This is a genomic window from Streptomyces sp. H27-H1 (assembly GCF_026627445.1).
Lineage (GTDB): Bacteria > Actinomycetota > Actinomycetes > Streptomycetales > Streptomycetaceae > Streptomyces.
Genome location: NZ_JAPNLJ010000009.1, coordinates 36,041 through 62,334, shown reverse-complemented (window position 1 = coordinate 62,334; position 26,294 = coordinate 36,041). Strand labels below are relative to the sequence as shown.

At 69.3% G+C, this 26,294-nt stretch carries 22 protein-coding genes and 1 tRNA gene; 12 read left to right on the top strand and 11 right to left on the bottom strand.

Annotation, left to right across the window (positions count from 1 at the left end; all coding sequences use genetic code 11):
- Positions 1 to 37: 37 nt before the first annotated feature.
- Together OTB20_RS12250 and OTB20_RS12245 are read right to left on the bottom strand one after the other, a co-directional pair.
- Positions 38 to 769, bottom strand: a complete 732-nt coding sequence (locus OTB20_RS12250) for an HAD family hydrolase (protein WP_267751878.1) — start codon at positions 767 to 769, stop codon at positions 38 to 40.
- 1 nt (position 770) lies between these two features.
- Complete coding sequence (locus OTB20_RS12245) at positions 771 to 2,285, bottom strand: helix-turn-helix domain-containing protein (RefSeq protein WP_267751877.1); 1,515 nt, start codon at positions 2,283 to 2,285, stop codon at positions 771 to 773.
- Positions 2,286 to 2,568: 283 nt separating this feature from the next.
- Here OTB20_RS12245 and OTB20_RS12240 point away from each other — a divergent pair, with 283 nt between their 5' ends.
- The 5 genes from OTB20_RS12240 to OTB20_RS12220 all read left to right on the top strand — a co-directional run bounded on the left by OTB20_RS12240 (position 2,569) and on the right by OTB20_RS12220 (position 7,621).
- Positions 2,569 to 2,763 (top strand): hypothetical protein, encoded by a 195-nt coding sequence (locus OTB20_RS12240; RefSeq protein WP_267751876.1) that lies wholly within the window; start codon positions 2,569 to 2,571, stop codon positions 2,761 to 2,763.
- A 200-nt stretch (positions 2,764 to 2,963) separates the two neighbouring features.
- Positions 2,964 to 3,980: a hypothetical protein gene (locus OTB20_RS12235; protein ID WP_267751875.1), complete on the top strand. Its 1,017-nt coding sequence runs from the start codon at positions 2,964 to 2,966 to the stop codon at positions 3,978 to 3,980.
- Between the two features lie 79 nt (positions 3,981 to 4,059).
- Entirely contained in the window at positions 4,060 to 5,595 is a 1,536-nt protein-coding gene (locus OTB20_RS12230; protein WP_267751874.1) for an amino acid permease, read from the top strand.
- Entirely contained in the window at positions 5,595 to 7,040 is a 1,446-nt protein-coding gene (locus OTB20_RS12225) for a glutamine synthetase family protein (RefSeq protein WP_267751873.1), read from the top strand. Before OTB20_RS12230 ends, OTB20_RS12225 begins: the two co-directional genes overlap by 1 nt.
- A 107-nt stretch (positions 7,041 to 7,147) precedes the next feature.
- Positions 7,148 to 7,621: a LuxR C-terminal-related transcriptional regulator gene (locus OTB20_RS12220; protein WP_267751872.1), complete on the top strand. Its 474-nt coding sequence runs from the start codon at positions 7,148 to 7,150 to the stop codon at positions 7,619 to 7,621.
- A 130-nt stretch (positions 7,622 to 7,751) separates the two neighbouring features.
- Here the strand turns inward: OTB20_RS12220 and OTB20_RS12215 are convergent, their stop codons facing one another.
- Positions 7,752 to 8,963: a hypothetical protein gene (locus tag OTB20_RS12215; protein WP_267751871.1), complete on the bottom strand. Its 1,212-nt coding sequence runs from the start codon at positions 8,961 to 8,963 to the stop codon at positions 7,752 to 7,754.
- 155 nt (positions 8,964 to 9,118) lie between these two features.
- Entirely contained in the window at positions 9,119 to 9,292 is a 174-nt protein-coding gene (locus OTB20_RS12210) for a hypothetical protein (RefSeq protein ID WP_267751870.1), read from the bottom strand.
- Positions 9,293 to 9,588: 296 nt separating this feature from the next.
- Here OTB20_RS12210 and OTB20_RS12205 point away from each other — a divergent pair, with 296 nt between their 5' ends.
- The 3 genes from OTB20_RS12205 (at position 9,589) to OTB20_RS12195 (ending at position 12,085) form a co-directional block, all read left to right on the top strand.
- The gene (locus OTB20_RS12205; protein ID WP_267751869.1) at positions 9,589 to 10,611 is read left to right on the top strand and encodes a hypothetical protein; all 1,023 of its coding nucleotides are present in this window, start codon (positions 9,589 to 9,591) and stop codon (positions 10,609 to 10,611) included.
- A 237-nt stretch (positions 10,612 to 10,848) separates the two neighbouring features.
- The gene (locus OTB20_RS12200) at positions 10,849 to 11,625 is read left to right on the top strand and encodes a hypothetical protein (RefSeq protein ID WP_267751868.1); all 777 of its coding nucleotides are present in this window, start codon (positions 10,849 to 10,851) and stop codon (positions 11,623 to 11,625) included.
- A 130-nt stretch (positions 11,626 to 11,755) separates the two neighbouring features.
- Complete coding sequence (locus OTB20_RS12195; RefSeq protein WP_267751867.1) at positions 11,756 to 12,085, top strand: hypothetical protein; 330 nt, start codon at positions 11,756 to 11,758, stop codon at positions 12,083 to 12,085.
- Positions 12,086 to 12,285: 200 nt separating this feature from the next.
- Here the strand turns inward: OTB20_RS12195 and OTB20_RS12190 are convergent, their stop codons facing one another.
- Positions 12,286 to 12,576 (bottom strand): hypothetical protein, encoded by a 291-nt coding sequence (locus tag OTB20_RS12190; protein WP_267751866.1) that lies wholly within the window; start codon positions 12,574 to 12,576, stop codon positions 12,286 to 12,288.
- Positions 12,577 to 12,667: 91 nt separating this feature from the next.
- Between OTB20_RS12190 and OTB20_RS12185 the strand changes: the two genes are divergently transcribed.
- The gene (locus tag OTB20_RS12185; RefSeq protein ID WP_267751865.1) at positions 12,668 to 13,327 is read left to right on the top strand and encodes a helix-turn-helix domain-containing protein; all 660 of its coding nucleotides are present in this window, start codon (positions 12,668 to 12,670) and stop codon (positions 13,325 to 13,327) included.
- Positions 13,324 to 14,940: a tyrosine-type recombinase/integrase gene (locus OTB20_RS12180; protein ID WP_267751864.1), complete on the top strand. Its 1,617-nt coding sequence runs from the start codon at positions 13,324 to 13,326 to the stop codon at positions 14,938 to 14,940. Before OTB20_RS12185 ends, OTB20_RS12180 begins: the two co-directional genes overlap by 4 nt.
- Positions 14,941 to 15,120: 180 nt before the next feature.
- Here OTB20_RS12180 and OTB20_RS12175 read toward each other — a convergent pair whose 3' ends face one another.
- On the bottom strand, positions 15,121 to 16,749 hold the full coding sequence (locus tag OTB20_RS12175) for an IS4 family transposase (RefSeq protein ID WP_267751863.1): 1,629 nt from the start codon (positions 16,747 to 16,749) through the stop codon (positions 15,121 to 15,123).
- Between OTB20_RS12175 and OTB20_RS12170 the strand changes: the two genes are divergently transcribed.
- Together OTB20_RS12170 and OTB20_RS12165 are read left to right on the top strand one after the other, a co-directional pair.
- Positions 16,675 to 17,178: a transposase gene (locus OTB20_RS12170; protein ID WP_267751862.1), complete on the top strand. Its 504-nt coding sequence runs from the start codon at positions 16,675 to 16,677 to the stop codon at positions 17,176 to 17,178. The two genes, OTB20_RS12175 and OTB20_RS12170, sit on opposite strands and share 75 nt — an antisense overlap.
- The gene (locus tag OTB20_RS12165) at positions 17,175 to 18,098 is read left to right on the top strand and encodes an IS3 family transposase (RefSeq protein WP_267751861.1); all 924 of its coding nucleotides are present in this window, start codon (positions 17,175 to 17,177) and stop codon (positions 18,096 to 18,098) included. Before OTB20_RS12170 ends, OTB20_RS12165 begins: the two co-directional genes overlap by 4 nt.
- A gap of 48 nt (positions 18,099 to 18,146) precedes the next feature.
- Here the strand turns inward: OTB20_RS12165 and OTB20_RS12160 are convergent, their stop codons facing one another.
- From OTB20_RS12160 to tmk, 5 genes are all read right to left on the bottom strand, one after another.
- Positions 18,147 to 19,373, bottom strand: coding sequence for a DUF6236 family protein (locus OTB20_RS12160; RefSeq protein ID WP_267751860.1), 1,227 nt, complete (start codon positions 19,371 to 19,373; stop codon positions 18,147 to 18,149).
- Positions 19,374 to 19,663: 290 nt separating this feature from the next.
- A tRNA-Thr gene (locus OTB20_RS12155) sits at positions 19,664 to 19,737 on the bottom strand.
- A 105-nt stretch (positions 19,738 to 19,842) separates the two neighbouring features.
- On the bottom strand, positions 19,843 to 21,414 hold the full coding sequence (locus OTB20_RS12150; RefSeq protein ID WP_267817218.1) for an alpha/beta hydrolase: 1,572 nt from the start codon (positions 21,412 to 21,414) through the stop codon (positions 19,843 to 19,845).
- Between the two features lie 205 nt (positions 21,415 to 21,619).
- Positions 21,620 to 22,831, bottom strand: coding sequence for a DNA polymerase III subunit delta' (locus OTB20_RS12145; RefSeq protein WP_267817216.1), 1,212 nt, complete (start codon positions 22,829 to 22,831; stop codon positions 21,620 to 21,622).
- A 135-nt stretch (positions 22,832 to 22,966) separates the two neighbouring features.
- Complete coding sequence (gene tmk, locus OTB20_RS12140) at positions 22,967 to 26,173, bottom strand: dTMP kinase (protein WP_267817215.1); 3,207 nt, start codon at positions 26,171 to 26,173, stop codon at positions 22,967 to 22,969.
- Between the last annotated feature and the right edge of the window lie 121 nt (positions 26,174 to 26,294).

Sequence of the window (26,294 nt, the reverse complement as noted above, 5' to 3'; positions counted from 1 at the left end):
ACGTCGCCCAACCAGCCATCAACTCATCCATGGACTGCTATCTGGCCCGCAGGCTCGTGAGCGCCGAGATGCCGTCCAGAACCCGCGCAACGTCCGCGAGGGAGCCGAGTACGAGGTCGGCGCCGGCCTCAGTAAGTTCAGCGGCCGTGGTCTTGCCCGATGCGATACCAATGACCGGGGCACCACCTTCGAGGCCGGTTCGTACATCCTCCAGCGAATCGCCGATGATCACGGTGTTCGAGCGGGTGAATACCATGCCGTACTTGGCCTGGGCACGCTTCTGGGCGATGGCGACGAGCGTCGGCCGGTGGTGGTCGTCGGAGGCGAATCCACCAACCTCGATGTCAAGGAGGCCGTCGAGGCCGAAGGCCGCGAGCTTTAGGACGGCGTTCGGCTTGAGGTTCCCGGTCACGGCGGTCGGAATCAAGCCGGGGTGCTCGCGCACCGCGCGCAACGCGGCGGCGGCTCCTGGCATGAGGACGCCCTGTGCACGCAGATCCTCGGCGTGTGAGGCGAGATGGACGGGCAGGAGATCCACCATGCGCGGTAGCAGACCCGCGATTTCGCCTTCCAGCACTCCGTTGTCGATCAGGAGTGATCGGATCGCCAGCGGCATGGTGACTCCGGTGCCGCGGGCAGGCAGGTGTTCGGCGGGGCGGCCGACGACCTCGGCGAAGGTCTCGCGGTAGACCTGCCGGTCGATGTCGCCGACGTACAGCAGCGTGCGGTCGATGTCCCACAGCACGAGGACCTGCTGGGCCTGGGTCACGTCAGCTCCTTGCACCCGTCACGAGAGCGGCACGGTCGATCAACTCCCGAGCGTACGGGCTCCGGCGGACCGGGGCGAGCTCGCCGATCATGTCCTCGATGTGCTCGTTGAGGCGGGCCGAATGGAGCTGTTCGGCAAGGTCGAGCGCCTGGTGCGCCGTGGCGCAGCCGGCTTCGAGCTCGCCCTTCCTGAGGTAGGCGGAGGCCCCGCGGGAGAGGAACAGGGCGTTGGTGCGCTGGTCTGCCGGGTTGAGGGCCTTCCGTGCCTCGGTGAAGCTGACAGCGGCACTAGGCGCATCATCCAGGTCGAGATAGACGCTGCCGGACTGGCCGTGGATCTCGCCTTCGTTGACCCAGTACAGCCAGTGGGGGTCGAACTCGGAACGCCCCCGGGCGCAGAGTTCGGCGGCCTCGCCGAGCGCGATGAGGGCTGCCTGACGCTCACCGAGCTTGGCGTGCCCCCGTGCCTGCCGGGTCAGCAGCATCGCCTCCAGGGCGGGAGTGCCCAGAGTCCTGATCTGCTCCCGGGCGGCTCGCGCCGCCGTGACCGCGTTGCGTGGCTGGCCGGTGGAGTAGCCGTGGATGGCCAGGTAGGACAGGGCGCCGGCGCCCAGGCGGTCGTCGCCGGAGACCTTGGCCGCGCGGAGCGCGGCAAGCAGGTAGCTCTGCGCGTGGTCGTGGCGCCCGGAGTCGAAGGCGAACCAGCCGGTCTGGGTGGCGGTGTCGGCGACAATGGCCGCCAGGCGGCGGCCGATGTCCTCGGTATATGAAGCCTTTTGCAGAAGGCGTTTGAGGAGTTCGAGGTGCGCGTCGCCGAGCTCGGTGAGGGTGCCGCTGCCGGCGCTGGCGTCCATGATGCGCAGGCGGTCGGTGGTCGCCTGCAGGTTGTCCAATAGGTCTGAGGTGAGCTGGCTGCCGTCCGCAGCGCGTTGAAGGGGCTCTGCCTCAGCAGTGCCCCAGTAGTGGACGAAAGCGGTGAGCGCGATGCCGCTCACCGTAAGGAATCGCCGGCGGTCAATCACGTCGCCTCCAACCGCGTTGTCCAGTGCCGCCACCATACGGGCCGCGGTCCAGGGCAAGGTTGGGTCGAGATCTCCGGCCGACTGGTCCGCCGGCCGCTGAAGCGCTCTGCCCGCTGACCGTGGGAGTGGGAGCTGTACGAGCTCGGCGGGTGCGCCGATGCCTGCCACAAATTCGATGATCTTGTCGATGTTGGTGAGGCGGCGGCTGCCCGACTCCAGCATGGACAAGAAGGCCTGGCTCAGTCCCGTGAGCTGGGCCATGTCCTCTTGGCGCAGCGAGCCTCGCTGTCTGATCAAACGGCTGGCCTTGCCGAAGTCCAAGGCTGCAAGGGCCTGCCGGACATCGACGTCTTGCCACACACGCTCCGGCACGGCGGGTAACGCGGGGGCGGACGGGATGCGAGATCGCGCGCAAGCGGAGCAGAGACCGTCCGGGTTGTACTGGCTGAGCCGGCAGCCGCAGTCGTCGCACTGTCGCAGCGCCTGCTGGGCCACCTGTACCTCCCCTAACGAAAGTGCGCCAGCCGTCGGCGTAGACCGCCGAAAACCGAGATCACCTCAGTGATATCACCGGCGGAATGTGCGCACCGGGCGTTTCCCGGTCAGCCTTGTGCCTCAATCAGCCTCTGTTCAGGGCCGATTACTACTCGCAGCGCGAACGTATCCGGGCCTGTGTACCTCTCGCACCGGTTCGTCGGGAATGGGCTTGGGCTCCGCTGCGGGGGACTTGGGCCGGGAACGAGCCGCATCACCGACGGTTCGGAAGGGGGACACATCCGTGGCGGTCAGCATCTCCGCTGTCGTACTGCTCGCGGTCCTCGTCATCCTCTTCGTCAAGAAGGGCGGACTGAAAGCCGGGCACGCCGTCGTGTGCGTCCTCCTGGGGTTCTACCTGGCCAGCTCTTCGATGGCCCCCGCGATCGCCGAGGTCGCGACGAACGTCGCGCGCCTGATCAGCGGGATCAAGTTCTAGACGGGGCGCTGGCAGTCCGGTGGCTCTATCCGGCCGCGCAGCGATCCCTGTCCGGCACCAACGCCCCCCTCTCTGCCGAGGAAGCATTCGATGACCGAGAAAAGCATGACGCACCCTTGTGCCGCGATCGAGAGCACGAGGCTTCAGCTTTCCCGGCCCTTGACTGCGACCGGCGACCACCCCGGTCGCGAGGTGCACTGATGCGCCCCGTTTACCACCCGGCCGGCACGGATGAAGCCCTCGGTATGGCCATGGTCGAGTTGCAGGCCGGCCGGTGGAGACCGGCGCGTGACTTGCTGGCGGCAACTGGTGGGCAGTGGGGGCTGCGGACGTCGCGTACGCAGGTGCTGGCGGTCACCGCTGCCCACTCCGACGTGATGGGCGTGTGGCTGGCGGAGGAGCCGAACAGTTACGACGCCCAGGTGATGCGTAGCCGCGTCTCGGTGGAGCGAGCCCTGCGCGCCCATCACCAGCAGCACGCAGGCGCTGCGGCATTGGAGGAGGCTGCACGGCATGCCTCGTTGATGATGGCGCACCGGGAGCCGCGGGATCCGGTGCCTTGGATCTGCTTGCTCGCCCTCGCACAGATCGATGGACGCCAGGTGCGCCGGGAGCACCGTGAGGTATCGGCAGAGCCGATGCTGCCGAGTGGGCCGTGGGGGCTGCTGCACGGGATCAACCAGCGCGACCCGTACAACCGGGAGGCGTACCACCGGGTCCTGCAGTTCATACTGGCCCGCCCCGTCCCACGGGCGGCCTCACTCGCCGCTGTCTTCGACTTCGGCCGATGGGTGGCCTCGTGGTCGCCGGCGGGTTCCCCGTTGCTGCTGTTGCCGCTGTACGCGCTCGTCGAGCAATGCCGGCAGCAGTCCCTCCTGCACCGCGCCGATCCGCTGTGGCGACGGCAGTGGGCGCAGGAGCCGACGATCACGCACACGGTCAAGGCGTTCCACCACTGGTTCAAGCAGCCGGATCCCGCGCCGCGTTCGGTGACCGACCTGCATCACCTGGCGTACGCCTTGTGGGCCGGCCACCGGTTCGTGGAGGCGGCCGAGGTGTTCACAGCCGTGGGCACCTACGCCTCGCGGGAGCCGTGGGCGTCCGTCCATGAGGACCCGAACCATCCCGACGGCGGCGAGGCTCTGCTGCTGCGGGCCCGCCGGGAGTCCCTGTCCTTCGCACGCACCCACGCACCTCGCGCCGGACCGGTGCGCTGACCGTCACGCACAGCAAAACGCGACTTGGCATGCACCTGACTTTCTGTACTCGTTCCACCCATTCCATGGAGGATGTCCAGTGTTACGAACACGCCCGACTCGCCGCGCGGCGGGGACCCAGGCAGATGACGCGTTCCTTCGGGAACTGGGCTACGAGCCGGTGCTGGCCCGCCGCATGGGCCCGTTCGGCAACTTCGCCATCAGCTTCTCGGTGATCTCCGTGCTGAGCGGCTGCATGACCCTGTACGGCTTCGGTCTCGCGACCGGGGGGCCCGCCGTGATGATGTGGGGCTGGATCGCCGTCGGCGCCATGGTGATGCTCGTCGGAGCCAGCCTCGCAGAGGTCACCTCCGCGTACCCCACCTCCGGCGCCCTCTACTACCAGGCCGAACAGCTCGGCGGGCGCAAGTGGGGCTGGTACACCGGCTGGCTCAACCTTCTGGGCCTGCTCGGTGCGATCGCCGGCATCGACTACGGCGCCGCTCTGTTCACCGGCGCCTTCTTGAACCTGCAGTTCGGCTTCGTCCCCACGCCGGGCAAGATCATGACGATCTACTTCTGCATCCTCGCGCTGCACGCCACCCTCAACCTCTTCGGTGTCCGGCTGGTAGGCATCCTGAACTCGATCAGCGTGTGGTGGCACCTGGGCGGGGTCGCCGTGATCGTCGGCGCGCTGGCGATCGTGCCGTCACACCACCAGTCGCCGTCCTTCGTCTTCGGGGAGTTCGTCAACAACACCGGCTGGTCCAGCTCGCTGTACGTGGTTCTGATCGGGCTGCTGCTCGCCCAGTACACCTTCAGCGGGTACGACGCCTCCGCGCACCTGTCGGAGGAGACCACCAACGCCCAGGTCTCCGCCTCCCGCGGCATCATGCGGGCGATCGGCTGGTCGTGGCTGGCCGGGTTCGTCCTGCTGGCCGGACTGACCTTCGCCATCCAGGACTACGCCGCAACCCAGGCCACCGCCACCGGGGTGCCGCCGGCCCAGATCTTCCTCGACGCCCTCGGCGTCGCCGGCGCGAAGGCCCTGCTGCTGGTGGTGATCGTCGCGCAGCTGTTCTGCGGCAACGCCGAGACGGCTGCGGCCAGCCGGATGGTGTTTGCCTTCTCCCGGGACGGCGCGCTGCCCGGGTCGAGGCTGTGGCGTCAGGTCGATGCCCGCACCGGCACCCCGACCCGCGCGGTGTGGCTGTCGGTCGGCGCTGCCGCCGTCCTGGCACTGCCGTCGCTGTACAGCCCGACCGCGTACGCCGCCGTCACCGCGATCAACGTCATCGGGATCACCCCCGCGTACGCCATCCCGATCTATCTGCGGATCCGCAACCGCCACCGCTTCCAGCCCGGCCCCTGGAACCTGGGCCGCTGGGGCGTGCCCGTCGGCGCGATCGCCGTGGTCTGGGTGGTCTTCGTGACCGTGCTGTTCTGCCTCCCCCAGTCCCGGCCCGAGTCCGGTCTCGTCTCCGTGACCACGTTCAACTACGCGCCCATCGCTCTGCTGGTAGTCCTCGCCCTGGCCACCGTGTGGTGGCGCGTTGCGGGACGGGACTACAAGGTGCCGACCGCGGCGGCCGACGCGGGCTCGGGCATGGCCCGGATCCAGGAAGAGGTCGTGTGATGACCGCCCTGTCCACCCAGACCGGAGCCACGCCGCGCCCGAGCGGCCCGTCGCAGCGTGATGCCGATGCCGCCTCGACCGCCCCGCGGCGGCCGACCCTGGCGTTCAGCGTCGACGAGCTACGCAAGGCCGTCGGAGCCGGCGTGATCGACACCGTTCTCCTTGCCGTGCCGGACCTGCAGGGCCGCCTCAAGGGCAAACGCTATGGGGCGCGGCACTTCCTCGACCGTGTCCTCGACGGCGGTGCGGAAATGTGCGCCTACCTCCTTGCCACCGACGTCGACATGACGCCCGCCGACGGATTCGCCCTCACGTCCTGGGCGAGCGGGTACGAGGACATGACGGTCGTGCCGGACCCCTCGACGCTGCGCACCCTGCCGTGGATGCCGCGCACCGCGCTCGTCCTCGGCAACGCGATGGACCTCAACGAGGATCCCATCGAGGTCGCACCCCGGCAGATCCTGCGCCACCAGCTGACCCGGCTTGCCGCCCACGGGCTGCACGCCCAGGCTGGCCTGGAGACCGAGTTCATGCTCTACCGCGGCACCTACACCCCGGCCGCCGACATCGGCCCGGGCGGACTCATGCCGGTGGCCAAGCAGAACCTGGACTACGCCCTCGACCACACGCCAGACACCGACCGGCTCTTCCGCCGCCTCCAGGGCTCACTGTCCAAGGCGGGCATGCCCGTCGAGGCGATCAAGACCGAAGGCGCCCCGGGCCAGGTCGAATTCACCTTCCCCTACGGTGCCGCGCTGCCCGCGTGCGACAACCACCTCGTCTTCAAGCACGCCGTGCGCACCCTGGCGGGCCGGTCCGGCATGACAGCCACGTTCATGGCCTCCCCCCACACCGGGCTGGCCAGCGGTCTCCACCTGCACATCTCCCTCACCCGCAGCGGCAACCCGATGATCACCGATCCGACCGGACGGCTGTCCGAGATCGGCGAGCAGGCAATCGCTGGGCTGCTCACGGCGCTGCCGGGCCTCGCCCCGCTGTACGCGCCGAACGTCAACTCCTACAAGCGGTATGCGCCCGGCTCCTTCGCCCCCACTCGCATGACGTGGGGGTGGGACAACCGCACCTGTGCCGTGCGAGTCACCGGCCACGGGGCGGGCGCGCACCTGGAGATCCGCGTTCCGGGGGCGGACGCGAACCCGTACCTCGCGCTCTCCGCGGCGCTCGCTTCGGTGATCCATGGCATCGAGCGGCAGCTCACCCCGCCGGCACCCTGCACGGCCAACGCCTACGAGGCCACCGACGCGCCCCTCCTGCCCCTCACACTCGACCAGGCCCGCTCCGCGTTCCGACACAGCCCCGTCGCCCAGGAGGCGTTCGGGAAGGGCGTGGTCGAGCACTACGCCCACCTCGCGCAGCTCGAACTCGACCACCACCGCGGCATCGTCACCGACGCAGAACAGGCCCGCTGGTTCACCCGCGCCTGACCCCCCCGCCGCACCAAGACCAGACTCCGGCCGGGAGAGTTCCCCCCTCGGCCGGAGTCTGCCCAACCTGCACCACCACACCGCCGCCGAGACGAAAGGACCCGCTCATGCCCGCACGGCCCGCCACGACCGCCTCACATCCGACCCCGGCACAGGTGAAGATCGCCGGAACCCTTGCCCAGGGCATGAGCACCGCCAAGGCGGCAGCCGAACTGGGCCTGTCCGAGGGCACTGTCGCGATCCAGATGTCGCACGGGAACCGGCGGGCCGGAGTACGCCACCGTCATGCCCTGGTCCACGCGTGCTACGTCACCGAGCAGCTGCCCATGCCGGAGCCGACAACACCACCGCCCGGCGGTATCGACGACATCGAGACCAAGATCCTCTGGTCGCTCGCTCTGGACGGCACGTACGCCGAGATCGCAGAGCACTGCGGCCTCTCCCACGACGCGATGAAGAAGCGGATCCGAGCGCTGCGGGCGCGCTGGGGCGCCGAGCACGACCCGCACCTGATTACCCTCGGCTGGCTGTTCGGCGTACTCGACGCCTCCCACGGAACCGGCGGCCACCAGGTCACATAGCTCCAGACCGGCCACGTTGTCAGTGGCCCTTGGCAAGCTAATCCCCCACACAACAAGAGGCCAATGGCTCCCGCGCGGTTGGACGGAAGTAACGGGCCCCATCTGGCGTTTGGGGGAGCAGTCCCCAAGGCTATTCGTCGTCCTCGTCCTCGGGTTCGGATTCCCTTACGAACCAGAGGTCGAGGGTGTACTGCTCAGCCGTGGAGCACTGTTTCCAGGCTGCTCCGATCTGTTCCGCGCCCCATTGCTCATCGACAGCGCGCTGGAGGCACGTGTCGTAATAGGCGGCCGTGGCGTCGCGTCCGCTCCATGCCGCGTGCCCGTCGTAGACCCCGGGTCGGGGCAGGTCCATCATGCCCGCCGGCCCGAAGGTGAGCTGGTTGACGACGAGTTGGCCCGTCTCTGATTCCAGGGAGACAGGGACCGTGCCCTCAGCGTCTACCGGGGGCTTCTGGGGGGTGTCCCAGACCCTGATGGTGACCTGTACTTCGATGTCGGGTTGAAGGCTGTGCAGGTAGAGGTGATAGCCGTTTCCGGCGACCACCTGGGTCCTTGACTGCTGCAACGCCTCGTCGTCGCCGAGGTAGGCGTCGCGACCGTACGGCGCCATTGCGCGGTCCACTCCCCCGGGAGCCGGCCGGTCACGATCGCGTCCACCGCCCGCGTCCCGACCTCCCCACCGACCCACCCCCGCAGGCAGGCGGAGCACGACCCGCACCCCGGGCACGGTGACGTCCTCGGGCAGGTGCAGCCATTTCGCGCGCTGCTCCGTCTCCTCGACCCCGAGGACGGGCCGCAGGGCCGCCCACATGCCGGGGCCGTGCACCAGGTCCGCCGAGGCCGGCCGCGGTCGCCACCACCCGAGCACCGCCGGTCCTGTCACGGCGGCCGCCACCGGCCACCAGTCGCGCCCGACGGCCAGGGCGACGACGGGCACGGCGAGGCGGACCGTGGTGCGGGCAACGCCCGGCCAGCAGGACCATCGCACCGCCCCGGCCGCCACCGCGCGCAGCGTCCCCGGCTCGGCCGGCTTGTCGAACTCCCCGGGGTCGGCGGCGAGGTCGGCGGCCGTGCGCTCCCGGTCCACCTCGACCCCCGCGCGCCACCAGCTGGCCGACGACGACGGTTCACCGGGGCGCAGGTCCCGGCCGGACAGGAAGCGCAGCAGCAGCGCGTCTCCGGGCCGGCTCGGTGTCGCCGAGGCGGGCCGGGCGCCCGGCTGTGCCCGGTCCTTCTGCCGCTGTTGGGCCAGCGCGCCGACCGCCGACAGGCCGACCAGCGCGGCGGCGACCGCCGCCCGCGCCGGCTGCTCCGCCGCCCATGCCCACAGCTCCCCGTACACCCGCACATCTCCCGTATCCGGGCACACGTGCCCGTACCGGGTTGAACGACGTGCCCCGTCGCGAGAAACCCCCGTACGCCGAGGCGTACGGGGGTGTGATGTTTCTGCCGGGCTGCCGCTATGTCGAAGGGCCTGCGGGAACGTTCGTCCCCTGACTACCTCAGTACCTGGTCCAGCCCGAGTACGGAGGCGCCAGCGGCGCCGAGTGCCGCCAGGGGGCCGCCGATGCTGAGGACGACCGCGCCTACCAGGCCGGCAGCGGTCAGGATGAGTGCCCAGCGGTGAGACAGCCGCTCGGGGCGCTCATCCTGAGTTGTACGGTTGGGCATGTAGGGCTCCTTGTTGAAGGCTCTGCACGTTGAGCGGCTCCGGATGGACCCCGGGGCCGTTCGCTTTTGGACACGAACGGCGGTGCCGCTACTCCCCCTTGAGGGGGTTGCAATCTCAATCTTGGAGCCAGCGAACCGGGGCTCCCGGGGGTCGGGAAAACGCTTTGATCCGCAGCACCTTTCTCTCACGCAACACCTGCCCTTATTTGCGGATCAAAGCGTCAGGATCAAAACGTTGTCTCTGACAGCGACGCACCCACCGTGCGGAGCAAAACGTTTGAATTAGGAGGGGGAGCGTGGCGGACGCCCGCGAATCGAATATGCGCAGGCTCCGGCGGTTAAGGGAGATGGACCGCTGCGGAGCAGTCACGGCGGCGAGCGCCGGCCTCAAGTTCCAGCACACCATGCACCACGGACCCGACTCGATCGCACTGCGAACCAGACCCTTCGTGGAAGGCTCTGTCGAGGGACGATCACTGCTGTCCCGGTTGGTCCTGCCCCGAGGCGTCGCGCTGCGATTCTACTTACTGGCGATCTTCGATGCGCATTGCCGCCTAGTCCCCGGGTCCTCATGGACGAATCGGCGTCCGCTCTCGGGGCAGCGTGGCTGCTGGTCGGACTTCGTCGCCATCGATGGCGCCTACGACGGGCAGTCCCGCTCGTACATGCCGGAGACCAAGCAGATCAGGGATGGCAGCGACCTCCGCTTGAGGCAAATCAAGTCTGCGCTGACCACCCTTGAGGGCCTAGGACCGTCAGAGGCACTTGTGACAGTGCCGAGAGACCGAAGCGGACGGCGTCTGTTCCAAGAGTTCGCTCTCATGAAAGAGTCCGGCCGGGGGGTGCATCAGACACCAGATGTCTACAGCGTGCCCACAACTGGCCAGCCTGCCGAGGCTACGTTTGCGGTGCCCTCTGAATTCTTCCTGAATGGCTGGATCCAGGTCCTAAACCCCTCCGAGATCGCTACCTGGCTCATTCTGCAATACCTCAGCCAGTGGGCAGCCAATACCCATGCATACCGCGGCGTGTACCTATACGGGCGCGCCAGGGTCAACAAGTTCGGGATCAAACGCGATGCTTGGGAGGATGGATGCCAGCGCCTGCACAGCTTCGGTTTGATACACCTCCCTCATGCAGGGTTCCTCGTCCCTAATCGCCGAAAGCGATACGAGCCGAACCGGTGGCAAGTAGATAACCAGGCGCTTCGTCACGATGCGATGGAAGTGTGTCTTCGAGAGCTCACTATCCGACAGCGAGATCTAGAGAAGCAGGCAGTTCACCGGAGGCAGCTGCAGATGATCGAGGAGTCGCCCTAGCCTGGCGGCCGCTACCGTGTCCCACCCCCGGGCTTGGCCGGCTGACTGGCATCTGAGCCCCACAAGATGCAGGGTTGGCGGCGGTCCGCTCCCGGTCCGCTGCCAACCACGAGTCGCCGTGGCCAAAACCCGGTGCCCGACAGGATGCGTAGCCGCGGCGCGTCCCCGGGCCGGCTGACCACGAGCTGACACAAGATTTGCCGTACGCCGAGCCCTAGCAGGCGGCAGGATCAGGGAGTGATCGATTTCCTAAAGGCCCATCAAGCGCTATTTACCCTTCTCCTGACGTTGCTGGCTGCTTTCGGGGGCACTTGGTTGGCGTCGAAGATTCAAGCCAGCGCTGGTCTCGCACAGGCTAAGGCAGCCATGGAGGCTGCCGAGACAGCCGCTGCTGCTACGCTCGGCGCAGTGCGCGAGCAGGCCGACCGCACGGCTGAAGCCGCCCACTTCACGGTCCTGCGCGACCAGCGATCCGCTGCGGTGACTGGGCTGCTACGCACCGTCCGTGCGTATACCCGGGCCGTGAACAGGCTGTACGCCCATTCAGACGCCGGCGGAGTCGACCAGGCTCACGACGACTTCATTTACGCCCAGGCCATCGTTGAAATCGTGGCCCCGGCCAACCTTGTATCTGCCGGTGCTCGCGTGGTGGAAACTGCACAGGACATTGCAGAGGCAGCCGACAGGCGCTCAGCCGCTGCTCGGGCGCAGAGCAAGCTGAATCAGATCGAGAATCTGACGAACGCCAACGTCTCCCGGGCAAATGCTGCGCTGGCCGCCCTTCGCGCCTCCTGTCAAGCGGCAGATGATGGCTACCTGACGCCCCAGCACCGAGAAGTGACAGCGATTCTTTGCGAAATATCTGAACTCGATTCGGCTGACCGCGCTGAGTTGGTCATCGACTGCTTGATGCCCTCGCTGGCTTCTCATCGCGGACGCCTGAACCGCCGACACGAGGAAGCTTTGGGTGCCTTCATCCTTGAGGCACGGACCACCCTAGGGGTCATCGATTAGAGGCCGCAGAGGTCATGGGCGTGCGGCGGCACGCTCGCAGTTCGGCCAGTGGCGCAGGCAGCACCGCAGGGACGCCTACGCGAAGTACCTCGGCGCTCTTCACGACCGCGACATCGCCATGGACGCGGTCTTGGATGCACTCCAGCCGGACACTCCTGACCTGCAGGATGTCGACGAGAAGGTTCAACGCTTCGTCACGCTGGCGCGGGAGGTCCACCGTGCCGTCGAAATCGTCGTTCTTGAAGGACCCTCCTCCGTGGTGGAAGCAGCCGAGCAGGTGGCCCACGCATCCAGCAACCTCTCCGAGGTCATGCGGCGGATGGTGCGGGAAGCGCACGCAGGCGACCCTTCCGGCCAGGCAACGGACGGCGCTCTGGCCACCGAGCGAAAGCACCTCCTTTACCAAGCAGTGAAGAGCTTCCGCACGGCAGCGGGTGATGTCCTCGGCATCGCGAACTGACCACTCCGCGATGACGGCACCGTGCAGCCTGTCGCGGATGGTCACGCGGGGACCATCCTCCACACGCGGCCGGTGGACGCCTTCGGCTTCGCGACCGCTGCCTCGAAGCCGTTGGGAGAGGATCTCGACGAGGGCGCACACACTTACCCCGCGGTCCCGCCGTCGTTCTACTGGTGTCGCACCGAGGGCCAGGTACTCCTCTACGCACACAGGCTGTGGTGTTCACCGGGTCCGCTCCCAGGCTGACCGTCCCCTGGCCGCTCGCGCTCCAGCCCGAGCAGCTTGAGCAGCTCGGAAGTGACTACACGGTAGGCGTTACCGAGCCTCAGAACCTTGACCGGATACCCCCCCTGTTTGGCAAGGCCGTAACCCCTGGAGCGGCCGATCATCAGCGCCCTGTTGGCGGTGTCGAGGTCGACTACCACCGGGAGAGCGAGCAGCTCGTCACTCGTCAACCCTCGCACGGTACGCGCACGAACTGGTGCCTTCATGATGCCCTCCTGGCGATCTCAGGTGCTGCACTGCGGCCTTAGATGTATCACCAAGTTGCAGCCGCACCTATTTGCACACTAAAGTGCAGCCATGAACCTTGAGCAGTGGCCAGCAGCGTTCACGGCCCGGGTCGCCCTGGAGATGCGCAAGGCACGTCGGGCCGCCGGCCTCACCATGGGGGACGTAGCCCAAGGCTGCGCCGACCGCGGGTTGACGGAGATCACCGAACAATCCGTGAAGAATCTGGAATCCGGGCGCAAGGCGAGCATGACGATCGCCGACTTCGTCGTCCTCTCCGATGTCCTCGGCGTTCCTCCGGTGTCCCTTCTCTTCCCGCTCGGCTCTGCCGCCACGGTGGAGGTGCTTCCCGGCAACACCATCTCCACCTGGGACGCGCTCGCGTGGTTCACCGGCGAGACGCCCATGAACCAGCCCGCCCCCGAGGACACCGCCCGGGACGTACTCGACGTCTTCCGCAGCCACGGCGACCTCGTGGCCGCCGCGATGGCCTCGACCAACCTGGCCAAGGAGCGGAGGCGCGCGGCGAGCACCACCCTTGACCGGGTTCGCAGAGCCTCTCTCCTGCAGCGCGCCGAGGGCTACGAGGAGCACGCCTTCGAGGACTGCCAAGAACTGCGCGCCTTCCGTGCCCGGATGTGCCGGCGAGACCTCGTACCCCCGGCCCTTCCCGACGAGCTTGCCTTCGTCGACCAGCCCGCAGCCGAGCCCCACCCCGAGGACAGAGAGTGAAGAACGGAACAGTCTCCCGCCGGTGCCGATGCACCGACCCGTCCACCAGCAAGGATTACGGAGCCTCCTGCCCCAAACTCAAGTCCTCCCGGCGGCACGGCGTCTGGTCGGTGTTTCAGGAACTGGAGCCGGATCAGGAGGGCCGTCGGCGCCGGTTCCGTCGCGGGGGCTTCGAGACCTCGACGAAGGCCCAGGAGGAGCTGGACAAGGTTCGCGCCCTGCTGGCGATACCGGACGAGGACGACGCCTGGGGCAAGCTCCAGATCAGCGATCTCGTCGAGAGCTGCCTCAAGGAGAAGGAGCCACTGCCGGACTACGACGACATCCGTCGGCGAATAAAGACTGGGCAGTCTCTCAACATCAAAATGACCGTCGGCGAGTGGCTCGATACCTGGCTCGCCGGGCGCAAACGGCTGCGGCGCGGCGGGGTCAAGCGCTACGAGTGCGATATCCGCGTCCATCTCAAGCCCCATCTGGGCCATCTACGCCTGGACAAGCTGCGAGTCCACCACATCAACGCGATGTTCGACGCGATCAACGAGCGCAACATCGAGGTCCAGGAACAAAACGCCCAGCGGCGCGCGGTGCGCGACGAACTGAACGCGACACCGTGGAAGGGCTCCGAGAACCGGGCTCGGCGTAAGTGGATGCAGGCTCAGCTCGAAACCATGCCACCGTTCCGGCGGATCACCGGACTCAACACTCAGCCGCACATCCGCGACACCCTCCGCGCGGCGCTCAACGTCGCCATCGCCCAGCAGGTGATGCCGGCCTTCAACCCAGCAGCTCACGTCGAGCTGCTGCCGGGCACCAAGCCGAAGGCCCTCGTCTGGTCCGACGAGCGGATCGCCCGGTGGAAGGAGACTGGCGAGAAGCCTTCGCCAGTCATGGTCTGGACACCTGAGCAGACCGGGCAGTTCCTCGACTTCGTCGCCGAGGATCGCCTGTACGTGTTCTGGCGGATGATCGCTTTCCGTGGCACCAGGCGCGGTGAGTCCTGCGGTGTTCGGTGGGAGGACCGCTCAGCCGCCACGAAGTCCGTCGCCATCGCCACCCAGCTGGTGCAGGACGGCTGGGAGATCCACGAGGGCGCCCCCAAGACAGACTCCGGCGTCCGTCTGATCGCCCTCGATGACGAGACGGACCAGCTCTTCGACGTCCAGAAGGCCCGTCAGCAGCAGGAGCGGATCGACTGGGGCGATGGCTGGGTCGATACCGGCCGGATCTTCACCCAAGAGGACGGCTCGATTCTCCATCCGGGCAAGGTGTCCGACCTTTTCGAGCGCCTGGTGGAGGCCGCCGGACTGCCGCCTATCCGGCTGCACGACCTTCGCCACGTCGCCGCCACGCTCATGCTCGCGGCCGGAGTCGACATCAAGGTCGTCTCCGAGACTCTGGGGCACTCGGATACCCGGGTCACTCGCGATATCTACCAGGCGGTCCTGGACGATCTCGCCCGTGACGCGGCCGAGAAGGTCGTGCAGCTCGTGCCCCGAGCCCGCCCGAATCTGTCGGTCGTCGCCGACGCAGACGCCCCGGCACCCCGTCGGCTTCCGAGGCTGACCCCGCCCCGCAAGTCGACCGAGGCGGCGGCGGCGGAGCGGACTGCCTGAGTACACAAAAGAGGAGGAGCCCCGGTCAGCTGGAATCTGACCGGGGCTCCGGCATGTGGTCGACACGTCGCGGCGTGAGGTTCCCCCGAGATGCGGGGATGGGTGACAGGGGGTCAGATGGGTCTCATGAGAGGAACCCAGACGATGGCTGCCCCGAGGAAGTACCCCAAGACCACGGAGTTAGAGCCGATCCGCGGCTGTCAACCGGCCTGAATCCGAAGACCGGTGGAGGTCGGGCGTGATCCACTCATGTTCGAGGGCGTAGATTCCGCGTCCGGTGCGGCGGAGGATGCCTTCACGGACCCAGCGTCCCAGTTCAGCGCGTAGGCCGCGGGCGTCCTCCAGTCCGATACCTCTGGCGATTGCGCATGCGCGCCAGGGGCGGAACGGGTCAGTGCGCAGGAGTTGCAGCGTGCGGTCGCGACGTCCGTCGGCGCCCAGTCCGGCGGCCGAGTGCACGGTGATGTCGACGCTGGTGATCCTGGAGGCGCCCAGGACTTGCGCCTGGTCAGGCGGGGCGGCGTAGCGGGAGATCGGGCACTTGACGCGGCGGGGGTTGACACGCGCCCGGCGGGGCGGGAGCAGATTGTGCAGCACTGCCGATGCGATCTGGCCCGGTCCGGTCTCGGGCAGGACATCGGCGGCGGCGATGACCTGGTCTTTCGCAGTCTCCAGGGCGACGGTGAAGGAAGCGCGGTCCGGGTCGGCGCCGGGGACGGTTTCGACGGCCTCGACCATCGCCCGGCGCAGTGCCTGGTAGACGGTCAGGTGAGCCCATAGCTCCTGCTGGATACCGGCCGCGTTCTGGGAGCGCAGGACCAGGCCGCGCTGCAAGGTGTGACGGAGCGAGTAGAACGCCGATTCGATCTCCCAGCGCTCGTGATAGAGCTCCACGAGCTCGGCAGCGGGGTAGCGGCGGTGATCGGTCAGCGTGGTGGCCAGCCGGTAATGGCCTTCCAGCCGCAGCCCTTTGGCAGTGGTCACCGTGATGTGCGCGTCGATGATCCTCAGCTGGGTCCCGTTGATCCTGGTCAGGAACGACCCGTCCGGCAGTAGTGCCCAGCGGGCGGGTGTCCGGGTTCCTTTGAGCCGTACCAACAGCTGCGCGCCGGTGGCCGCGGCCTTCGCGAGGAAGTCATCGGAGTCGAAGCCCCGGTCGTTGAGCAGCAGCATGCCGTCGTCCAGCAGTGGCAGCAGTTGCTCGGCGTATCCGGTCTCCTTCTCAGGCGTCGGTCCGAAGACCGCGCCGAGCAGGGCCCGGGTCCCGGTCTCACACAGCACCATGATCTTCAGCATCGGGTATCCGTCCGTGCCGTAGCGGTGCTTGTGCTTGCCCAGCCACGCGATGACACGCGGCCGGTCAGGGGCCTTGGTGGAACTGCACCCGTCGAAGGCGACCGTGCGCCAGCATCGATATCGCACCCCGGGCGTGTTCGGCTGTGCCACGGGGCCGGCCAGCGTTTCGAACAGCAACCGAAGCGGCGCGACCCCCAGCCGCCGACGGACCTCTCGCAGTGCCTTCTCCGAGGGGCTCTGGAGAAGAAGCCCGCGCAGCCCGGCGGTGAGCTTGTCCCACACGCGCACATACCCCAGCGTCGGGAAGAGGACCAGTGCCAGCACGAAGTACACGCCCACCCTCGAGGGCAGCAGCCGCAGCCTCTGCTGGGCGCCACCGACGCGTTTCAGCACGTCATCGATGAGTTCGAAGGGCAACTGCCGGGTCAACTCACCGAGATGCCCCGGAGCGAAGATGCCATCGGCGACGGTAATGGACGACGTGAGCGTGACGGTGGAACACTCAACGGGCAACGGGGCTCCTTCGAGTGGGAAGACCTTGGTCGGCTTCCCTGCTCTACCAGGAGCCCCGTTGCCCTGACCTGCGCTTCCTCGAAATACCCTGATCCGGTTGACAGCCGCGGATCGGCTCTAACTCCGTGGTCTTGGAAGTACCCGCTGGAGTTGCGTGAGCGTGCGGTGCGGATGTACCGGACTGCCGAGCCGAAGCCCGTGATCCGCCGTATGGCCGAGGATCTCGGTGTGCACCACGAGGCCCTGCGGAACTGGATCCGGCAGGCCGAGGCCGACGCCGGCGAGCGCGGTGATGTGCTGACCACGGCTGAGCGCGAGGAGCTGGCCGTCCTGCGCAAGGAGAACGTGCAGCTCAAGCGGGCGAACGAGGTCCTGCGGACGGCCTCGGCTTTTTTCGCGGCACAGCTCGACCCGACCCGGCCCAGGTGACAGGACTGCTCGACGAGCATCCGCATCTGGGGGTCGAGCCCGTCCTTCGGGAACTGTCCATCGCCTCCTCCACCTACTACCGATGGCGCCTGGCCGAGCGGGAGCCCTGCGAGCGGCGACGCCGCGATGCCGGGCTGACCGGGCGGATCAAGGAGATCCATACGGAGTCCGGCGGGATCTACGGATCCCCGCGCGTTCACGCCGTCCTCAAACGTGAGGGCGAGGCGGTCGGCCGCAAGCGGGTCGAGCGGCTGATGCGCGAGGCCGGCCTGCACGGCATCAGCCCCCGCCCACGCGGCAAGGGCTTCACCCGCCGCGACCCCGCGGCCACCCTCGCCCCGGACCTCGTCAACCGTGACTTCACCGCCGAGGGCCCGAACCGGCTGTGGGTCACCGACCTGACGATGATCGCAACGGATGAGGGGCCGTTGTGGCTGTCCGCGATCCGTGACGCCTTCTCACGGCGCGTGGTGGCCTGGGAGACCTCCGCCCGCGCGGACGCCGACCTGGTCCTGTCCTCGCTGGAGTACGCCCTCGCCAGCCGCGAAGTCGAGCCCGGCAAACTCATCCATCATGCCGACCACGGCTGCCAGTACACGGCCATCAAGCTCACAACGCGCCTGGTCAGAGCGGGAATCCAAGCGTCTATGGGATCGGTCGGGGACTCGTATGACAACGCCCTCGCCGAGAACCTGTGGATGCTGATCAAGACCGAGTGCGTCCGCGGCCGCGTCTTCACCACCCGGGCCGAGGCGAACCTCGCGCTCTTCGAGTACATCGAAGGCTTCTACAATCCGCGCCGCATCCAGAAACGGCTCGGCTACCTCAGCCCCATCGAGTTCGAAGAGAAGCACTACGCCAACCAGGCAGCCACCGAACCAGTGAACCTGAAACCCCGCCAACCCGCCCTGACCAGCTAGTCAACCACTCCCGCACAGCGGGGGAACCTCAGCGGCGCCAAGCCGTCGTCAGGTGCCGAGCACACGTGGGGCGCGATGGGTGAGGCGGCGCATCACACTCGCAGGCCGTAGACCGTCCTCCACCTGAAGGAGGAAGGATACCGGGGAGTTGCTGAGGGCTTCGTCGCGCTGCTTGCTGATCTGCCGCCGGTACCCCACCAGGCCGAAGGCGAGGCCAAGAGCCGAGGCGTAGGGCAGCCCTCCTGCCGCGTAGCCACCCACGGCTCCGAGAACCGCAGGCGCTTCCGTCTGGACGTTGAGCACACCTGTAGCCGCGTCGATCTTGAGGCTTTTCATCGCCGCCTTGAGGTCATTGAGCGGGCGCTCGAAGCGGGACCGGTGCAACTGCCGCAGGTGGGCGGCGAGGACCTCGCGATCCTCGATCTCCAGGAGCTGTTCCTGCATCTCACTTGCGACGCTGTCGACTTCGTCCATGAAGGTGTCGAACTCGGCCTCGTGTTTCCGCCGGAGTTCGATCACCTTGTCGACGGGCACGTTCGCCAGGTCGGCTGGGAGGACCATCTGGATGGCCAACTCTCCCAGAACTGCGGACACTGACTGGTCCGCACGCGGTTGCCGGCCTCGCAGCAGAACGGCTCTGACCCGTTCGGTGTCCCACTCCTGGCTCGCCCGGTGCGCCGCCATCTGGTCCGTCGTCGGCACCAGGCGGTTGCGCCGCGCCAGCTCGTCGGTCAGCGCGCACTTGTAGACCCAGGCCAGCATCGGGTCCATGGATATCCACGTGCCGTACGGTTCCCGTCCTTCGGACCCTGGGCGGTCCGCGTTGACTGCCAACCCTTCGGCGATCAACGCCTCGCGCAAGGCTGGCGAGACCTCCTGCCAGTACAAATGCGCGATGTACCCCCCAGGACGGCCGTCGGAGTGATTACTCCTGTAGCCGTTCGGGACGTATAGGTTGGTACGTCGCAATGACGGGGATACGACGGTGCTCTCGCGGATCTGCCATTCGCGGATCTCGTAGTACCGGCGCAGCGTCCCGGGGTGTTCCCTGATGACCTCAAGGAAGGGTGCTTCAACGGCTGCGGGGGCGGCACCGGGCTCCACCGGGACGAAGAAGTCGAGTCCGTCGGCCAGGGCCTTGCCCGTCTCGGAATCCCGGACGGGGTAGTCCCGGGGAACCACGCGGGCCAACTGCGACCAGTACAAGGCCGCCGTCTTCATCCAGATGTCGTCCTGAACGTGCACGTACGGGTAGTACAACCCGGTCTGCCGCATGCTTCCCACTACCCTCGTCCGCTCCAGCCTGATCATCTGTATGGATCATCATCCACCAGCGCGGTCGAGGCGGACTGACACCTTGTCTGGTTCCCACAGAACCGCCGCCGTGAGTCTCTACCGGTCCTCCGGCGTGCCGTCCACCGCCGTGCACGTTCGTTGCACGAATGTCCACCGAGCGTCCACCGGGGGCGATCAGGGAGCTTCCAGCGCGGGGACGAATCCCCGACTGAACGTAAAGGGCATGAAAAAGCCCCAGGTCACGGCGAGTGAGTCCTGGGGCTAATCCGAGCCGCCTTCGGGATTCGAACCCGAGACCTACGCATTACGAGTGCGTTGCTCTGGCCAGCTGAGCTAAGGCGGCACCGCTGGGAAGACAAGAATTTCCCTGGTGGGAGGCTCTCATCAGCAGCGGCGCCAAGTCTACAGGGTTAAACGGGGTGCCCCGGACAGGGGCCGTCGGCCGTGGTCAGCACTTCTTTGCGTCCGTCGGAGCGGTGCCTTCCAGGAGGTAGCGGTTGATCGCCGAGTCGATGCAGTCGCTGCCCCGGCCGTACGCCGTGTGGCCGTCTCCGTCGTAGGTCAGCAGGACGCCCGAGTCGAGCTGGCCGGCCAGGGCCTGGGCCCACTTGTACGGGGTCGCCGGGTCGCGGGTGGTGCCGACCACCACGATCGGCGGGGCGCCCTTCGCCTGCAGAGCCTGGGCCTTGCCGGTGGCCTTCGTCGGCCAGTACGCGCAGTTCAGCGAGGCCCAGGCCAGGCCCGCGCCGAAGACCGGGGAGGCCTTCTCGAAGGAGGGCAGCGCCTTGTCCACCGCCGCGGGGCCGTCGAAGGCCGGGGGCTGGTCGAGGCAGTTGACGGCGGCGTTCGCCGACATGAGGTTGGCGTACTTGCCGTCCGGCTCGCGCTCGTAGTAGCTGTCGGCGAGGGCCAGCAGCCCGTTGCCGTCGTCGTTGTTGATCGCGGCGCCGAGCGCCTCGCGCAGCTGCGGCCAGGCGTTCTCGTCGTACAGCGCGGCGATCACCCCGGTCGTCGCCAGCGCCTCCCCGAGCGCGGTACGGGAGCGGTCGGCCGTGGGGACCGGCTGTGCGTCGACCTTGCGGAAGAACTCCTTCAGGCGCTCCGCGACCTGCTCCGGGCTGCCCTGGCCGAGCGGGCAGTCCGCCTGCTTCGCGCAGTCCGCGGCAAAGGCCCGGAAGGCCGTCTCGAAGCCCTCCGTCTGATCCCGGTTCAGGTCGACGGCGGGCCGGGAGGGGTCCATCGCCCCGTCCAGGACCAGCCGGCCGGTCCGGCCCGGGAAGAGGTCGGCGTACGTCGCCCCCAGGAAGGTGCCGTACGAGGCTCCGACGTACGACAGCTTCTCGTCGCCCAGCGCCGCACGCAGTACGTCCATGTCGCGGGCGGCGTCGACTGTGGAAACGTGCGGCAGGACCCGCTTCGAGTGTGCCTGGCAGGCGGCCGCGAACTCCTTGAAGGCGGCCACCAGCAGGGCCTGCTCCGCCGGGGTGTCCGGCGTCTGGTCCACCTGCGTGTACTTGTCCATGGCCGGGCCGGTCAGGCATTCCACGGGGCTGCTGCGGTCCACGCCGCGGGGGTCGAAGGAGACCATGTCGTACGCGGCGCGGACCGGGGCCGGGTATCCGATGCCCGCGTACGCCTGGAGGTAGCCGATGCCGGAGCCGCCCGGGCCGCCCGGATTCACCACGAGCGAGCCGAGCCGCTTGGCTGGGTCGGTGGCCTTGCGGCGGGCCACCGCGATGTCGATGTCGCCGGCCCCGGGGTTCTCGTAGTCCAGCGGGACCTTCATGGTGCTGCAGTCGAAGCCGGGGACACCGCACTCGCGCCAGCTCAGCTTCTGGTCGTAGTACGGGCGCAGCGCGGCCGGGACGACGTCCGGCGAGGCCGACGGCGCCTCGGAAGCCCCGCCGGACGACGCGGCGGCGGGGGGTGTCCCCGAACCGCCCGAGGTGCACCCGGAGAGCAGTAGTCCCGCGGCGGCGATCACGGTCCCGGTGGTGCGCAGCAGGCGACTGGTGTCCATCCCCGGAGCCTACGGCCTGCGGGCATACCAGGAGCGAAGGCACCCGCGCCGGGCGGCGGGCGGCCGCCCGGGCGCGGGGCGGCGCCCCGCACGGACCGGCGATGTCTCCGGCGCGCCGCGCGGACCCCTCGAACGGGTGAGGCCGTCAACCGAAGTCGACCGGCGTCGAAACGGCGTCGCCCGAGGCAGCCGGAGCCAGCCGGAGTCAGCCGGCGCGCAGGGACATCGTCATCGCCTCGACCGCGAGCAGCGGGGCCACGTTGCGGTCCAGCGCCTGCCTGCACGCGAAGATCGCCTCGATGCGCCGCAACGTGCGCTCGGGGCCCGACTCCCGGGCGATCCGGTCCAGGTCTTGGCGTATCTCCTCGTTCGCGATGGCCAGCGAGGAGCCGAACTGCAGGGCCAGCACGTCCCGGTAGAAGCCGGTGAGGTCGGTGAGCGCCAGGTCGAGGCTGTCGCGCTGCGTGCGCGTGCGCCGACGCTTCTGCCGGTCCTCCAGCTCCTTCATCACGCCCGCCGTACCGCGCGGCATCCGCCCGCCCGTACCCGCTCCGGCGCCGAGGGCGGCCCGCAACTCCTCGGTCTCCTTGGTGTCGACCTCTTCCGCGACCTGCTTGGCGTCCTCGGCGGCGGCATCGACCAGCTCTTGCGCGGCCTTCAGGCAGCCGCCGACGTCGTCCACGCGCAGGGGCAGCCTCAGCACGGTGGCCCGCCGGGAGCGGGCCGCCTCGTCGGTGGCGAGCCGGCGCGCCCGGCCGATGTGCCCCTGGGTCGCCCGGGCGGCGGCCTGGGCCACGGACGGCTCGATGCCGTCGCGCCGCACCAGCACCTCGGCGACGGCGGACACGGGCGGGGTACGCAGCGTCAGGTGCCGGCAGCGGGAACGGATGGTGGGGAGCACGTCCTCCAGCGAGGGGGCGCACAGCAGCCACACGGTCCGCGGAGCGGGCTCCTCCACGGCCTTGAGCAGCACGTTGCCGGCGCCCTCCGTCAGGCGGTCGGCGTCCTCCAGGACGATGACCTGCCAGCGTCCGACGGCCGGTGAGAGCTGCGCCCGGCGGACCAGGGCGCGGGTGTCCTTCACGCCGATGGACAGCTGGTCGGTACGGACGATCTCCACGTCGGCGTGCGTGCCGATCACAGTGGTGTGGCAGCCGTCGCAGAACCCGCAGCCCGGTTCGCCGCCGAGGGCGCGGTCCGGGCTGGTGCACTGGAGCGCGGCCGCGAAGGCGCGGGCGGCGGTGGACCGCCCGGAGCCGGGCGGTCCGGTGAACAGCCAGGCGTGCGTCATCTTCGAGGAAGACGGCGGCACCGTGCCCGACTGGTTGGCGGTGACCAGGGCGTCGGCATCGACGGCGGCGGCGGCCAGCTGCGTCTGGACCCGCCCCTGACCCACCAGGTCGTCCCATACGGGCATCCCGCCCACCACCTTTCCCCTCGCGTACCGCCCGTACCTGCTCACCCAGTGTGGCGGCTCCCACTGACAATCCCCGTCAGCCGGTCACCGCGGCCGCGGCCGAGGTGACCACGGCCACCGCGGCCACCGCAGCCGTCAGCGGCAGCGCGGCCCCTGGCCCCGGTCGTCCTCGTCGTCCCCGCGCCGTCCCAGCAGCTCGTCCGCCAACGTCGGCAGATCGTCCAGCGGGGTCTCCTCCGCCCAGTCCGAGCGGGCCCGGCGCGGCGGCCGTCCGTCCGCGCCGGGGACCGGCAGTTCACGGGTCGCGTCATTGCCCGAGTCGCGGAAGATGCCCGGCGGGACCCGGTCGGCCGGGTTCTCCTCGGGTCGCTGTGCCGTCGGACGCGACGCGGAGTAGGGGGCACGGGGCGCTGCCGGCCGCGACGCCGGCGCCTCGCCCGCACGCGGACCAGTACCCGAACCAGTACCCGCGTCCGCGGGGCGTACGGCCGGCATGACCGCCGTCTCGTCCGCCGGGCCCGTCGCCCTGACGGGCGGCAGCACCGAGGTCTCCGCCGCCGGATCGGCCTGCGGGACCGGGACCGTCTGGGTGACGTCGTCCGGCTGCACGACGTGCTTGACGATCGGAGTTTCGATCGTCACGGCCTCGTCGTGGCGCGGGTCCTTGCTCAGATCGGCCTTGGGTGCGGGAGCCGCAGCCGGGGCAGCGGCCGGAGTCGATGCCGCGGCAGCAGCAGCCGCGGACTTCGCCGCAGCCTCGGCCGCCGAGGCCTCGGCCAGCCGCCGCGCCTCCTCGGCCTTCAGCAGGGCCTCCTCGGCCCGCCGCTGCTTCTCCAGCCGGCGCTCCTCGGCCTCGGCGTGCAGCCGCGACTCCTCCTCGGCCTGCCTGCGCAGCCGCTCCTGCTCCACCGCGCGGGCCTTCTCCTCGGCCTCCAGCCGCAGCCGCTCGGCCTCGGCCCGCTGACGGGCCTCCTCCTCGGCGCGCAGCCGCTCCTCGCGCTCCTTGCGAGCGGCCTCGGCCGCGGCCGCGATGCGGGCCTCCTCGGCCTCGCGGGCCTTGCGGGCCTCCTCCTCGGCGAGCAGCCGGGCTTCCTCGGCCTTGCGCGCCGCCTCTTCCTCGGCCCTGCGCCTGGCCTCTTCCTCGGCGCGCCGACGGGCCTCCGCCTGCGCGGCCACCTCGGCCTCCGACAGCGGGAGCATCCGGTCCAGGCGGTGGCGCACGACAGTGCTGACCGACTCCGGGTCCTGGCCCGCGTCGACGACCAGGTAGCGCCCGGGATCGGCCGCGGCCAGCGTCAGGAATCCGGCACGCACCCGCTGGTGGAACTCCGCCGGCTCCGACTCCAGCCGGTCCGGCGCCTCCGTGAACCGCTCCCGGGCCCGCTCCGGCGACACGTCGAGCAGCACGGTCAGATTCGGTACGAGGCCGCTCGTGGCCCAGCGCGAGATGCGGGCGATCTCGGTCGGGGACAGGTCCCGGCCGGCGCCCTGGTAGGCCACCGAGGAGTCGATGTAGCGGTCGGTGATGACCACCGCTCCGCGCTCCAGGGCGGGCCGTACGACGGTGTCCACGTGCTCGGCGCGGTCGGCCGCGTACAGCAGGGCCTCGGCGCGGTTCGACAGACCGGCGGAGGACACGTCGAGCAGGATCGAACGCAGCCGCTTGCCGACCGGCGTGGCGCCGGGCTCTCGCGTGACGACGACCTCGTGGCCCTTCGCCCGTATCCAGTCGGCCACCGCCTCCACCTGCGTGGACTTGCCGGCGCCGTCGCCGCCCTCGAGGGCGATGAAGAATCCCGCGTCGGACGCGGCCTGGACCGGCTCTCCGCCGCGCAGCGCCTCGCGCAGGTCGCGGCGCAGCGGTACGCCGCTGCGGTCGTCGGCCTTGGCCAGGACGACGGCGGCGACCGGCAGCAGCAGGGCGCCGACCAGCATCAGGGTGAAGGCCGCGCCGCCGCGGGCGAAGACGACCTCGCCGCCGGCCAGCTGGTGCGGTCCGATCAGGGCGGCCAGCAGCGGCGCGGCCACGGCCCCGACGGCCACGGCGACCCGGACGACGGCCTGCAGGTGCTCGGTGACCCGGGACCTGCGGAACTCCTCGGTCTCCTGGTCGAGCAGTGTGTGCCCGGTGTTGGCGGCGACGCCCGCGGCGCTGCCGGCGAGCAGCGAGAGGAACACCACCGTCGAGGTGTCCCTGACCAGCCCGGTCAGCAGCAGTGCCAGTCCGGCCACCGCGACGGCCAGTGCCAGCAGGCGGCGCCGGGACAGGGCGGGGAGGACCTTGCCGGCCTGGGTGGCGCGGATGCCGAGTGCGGTGCCGCCGAGCAGGGCCAGTACGAACAGCGAGAACGCGGCCGCTCCGCCCCCCAGGTCGGTGGCGTGCAGGACGGCCACGGCGGCGGCGGAGGCGACGGCTCCGGCGACGGCCGCGCAGGCGAGGACGAGCAGCGGGATGGCCCCCGTGCGCCCCTTCTCCGGCCGGTCCCCCGTCCTGGGAGCGCGCAGACCCTCCATCGGGGAACGCGGACGCGGGGTCTTCGTCGCGGGCAGCACCAGCGGGAGCAGCAGCGATACGGACGCCGCGAAGAGCCCGGAGGCCACGTACGAGCCCAGCGCCGCCTGGTTCTCGGCGAACCAGCCGATGCCAAGGCCGAGGGCCTTGCCGACCAGGGTCGCGGCGAGCAGCGCGGCCGCGGCGATCGGCAGGGCCGCGAAGGAGGTACGCAGGTTCAGCCGGCGCAGCGCGTCGAGGTGATCGGGCAGCGGCCGTACGGTCGCCCCCTCCGGCGGCGGCGCCGGCAGCAGCCCGGGGGCGGCACTGTCCTTGGCCAGCGCCCACAGGCGCTCGGCGGCCCCGGACACGAAGACGGTGGCGAGCAGGGCGGTCAGCGCGTTGGGACCGATCCAGTCGAGCCACAGAGGGGCCACGACGAAGAGCCCGAGCCGGACCCCGTCGGCGCCGATCATCGTCCAGCGGCGGTCCAGCTTGCCGCCGGCGGCGGTGAGCTTGGCCAGCGGCCCGAGGAGGACGGCGCCGAAGAGGACGGTGGACACCACCCGGACGCCGAAGACGGCGGCGATGGCGAGGGCCCAGCCGGTGTAACCACCGCCGAAGGACCCCTGCTCCATGGCTGCTTGGAAGACCAGCAGCACCAGTACCAGCAGGGCGAGGGCATCGCCGATGCCGCTCACCAGTTGCGCACTCCACAAACGGCGTAGTCCGGGGGTGCGCAGCAGGGCGCGCACCGCGCGCTCGCGGGAATCCGCGGCGAGGGCTTCGTCGTAGGTAGGGGTGTCGGTGTCGGTGGCGGTCACGACCGTCGGCTGCTCGGCTCGCGTCATCCGCCCAGCCTATCCGCTGCGCTGGGCGGGCGCGGAGGCCTGTGGACAAGGTCCGATGTGACCCCCGACCCATCGTCCGGGACCCGTGCCGGTGCGCCCTCCGGGCCGCCCTCCGGCCCGC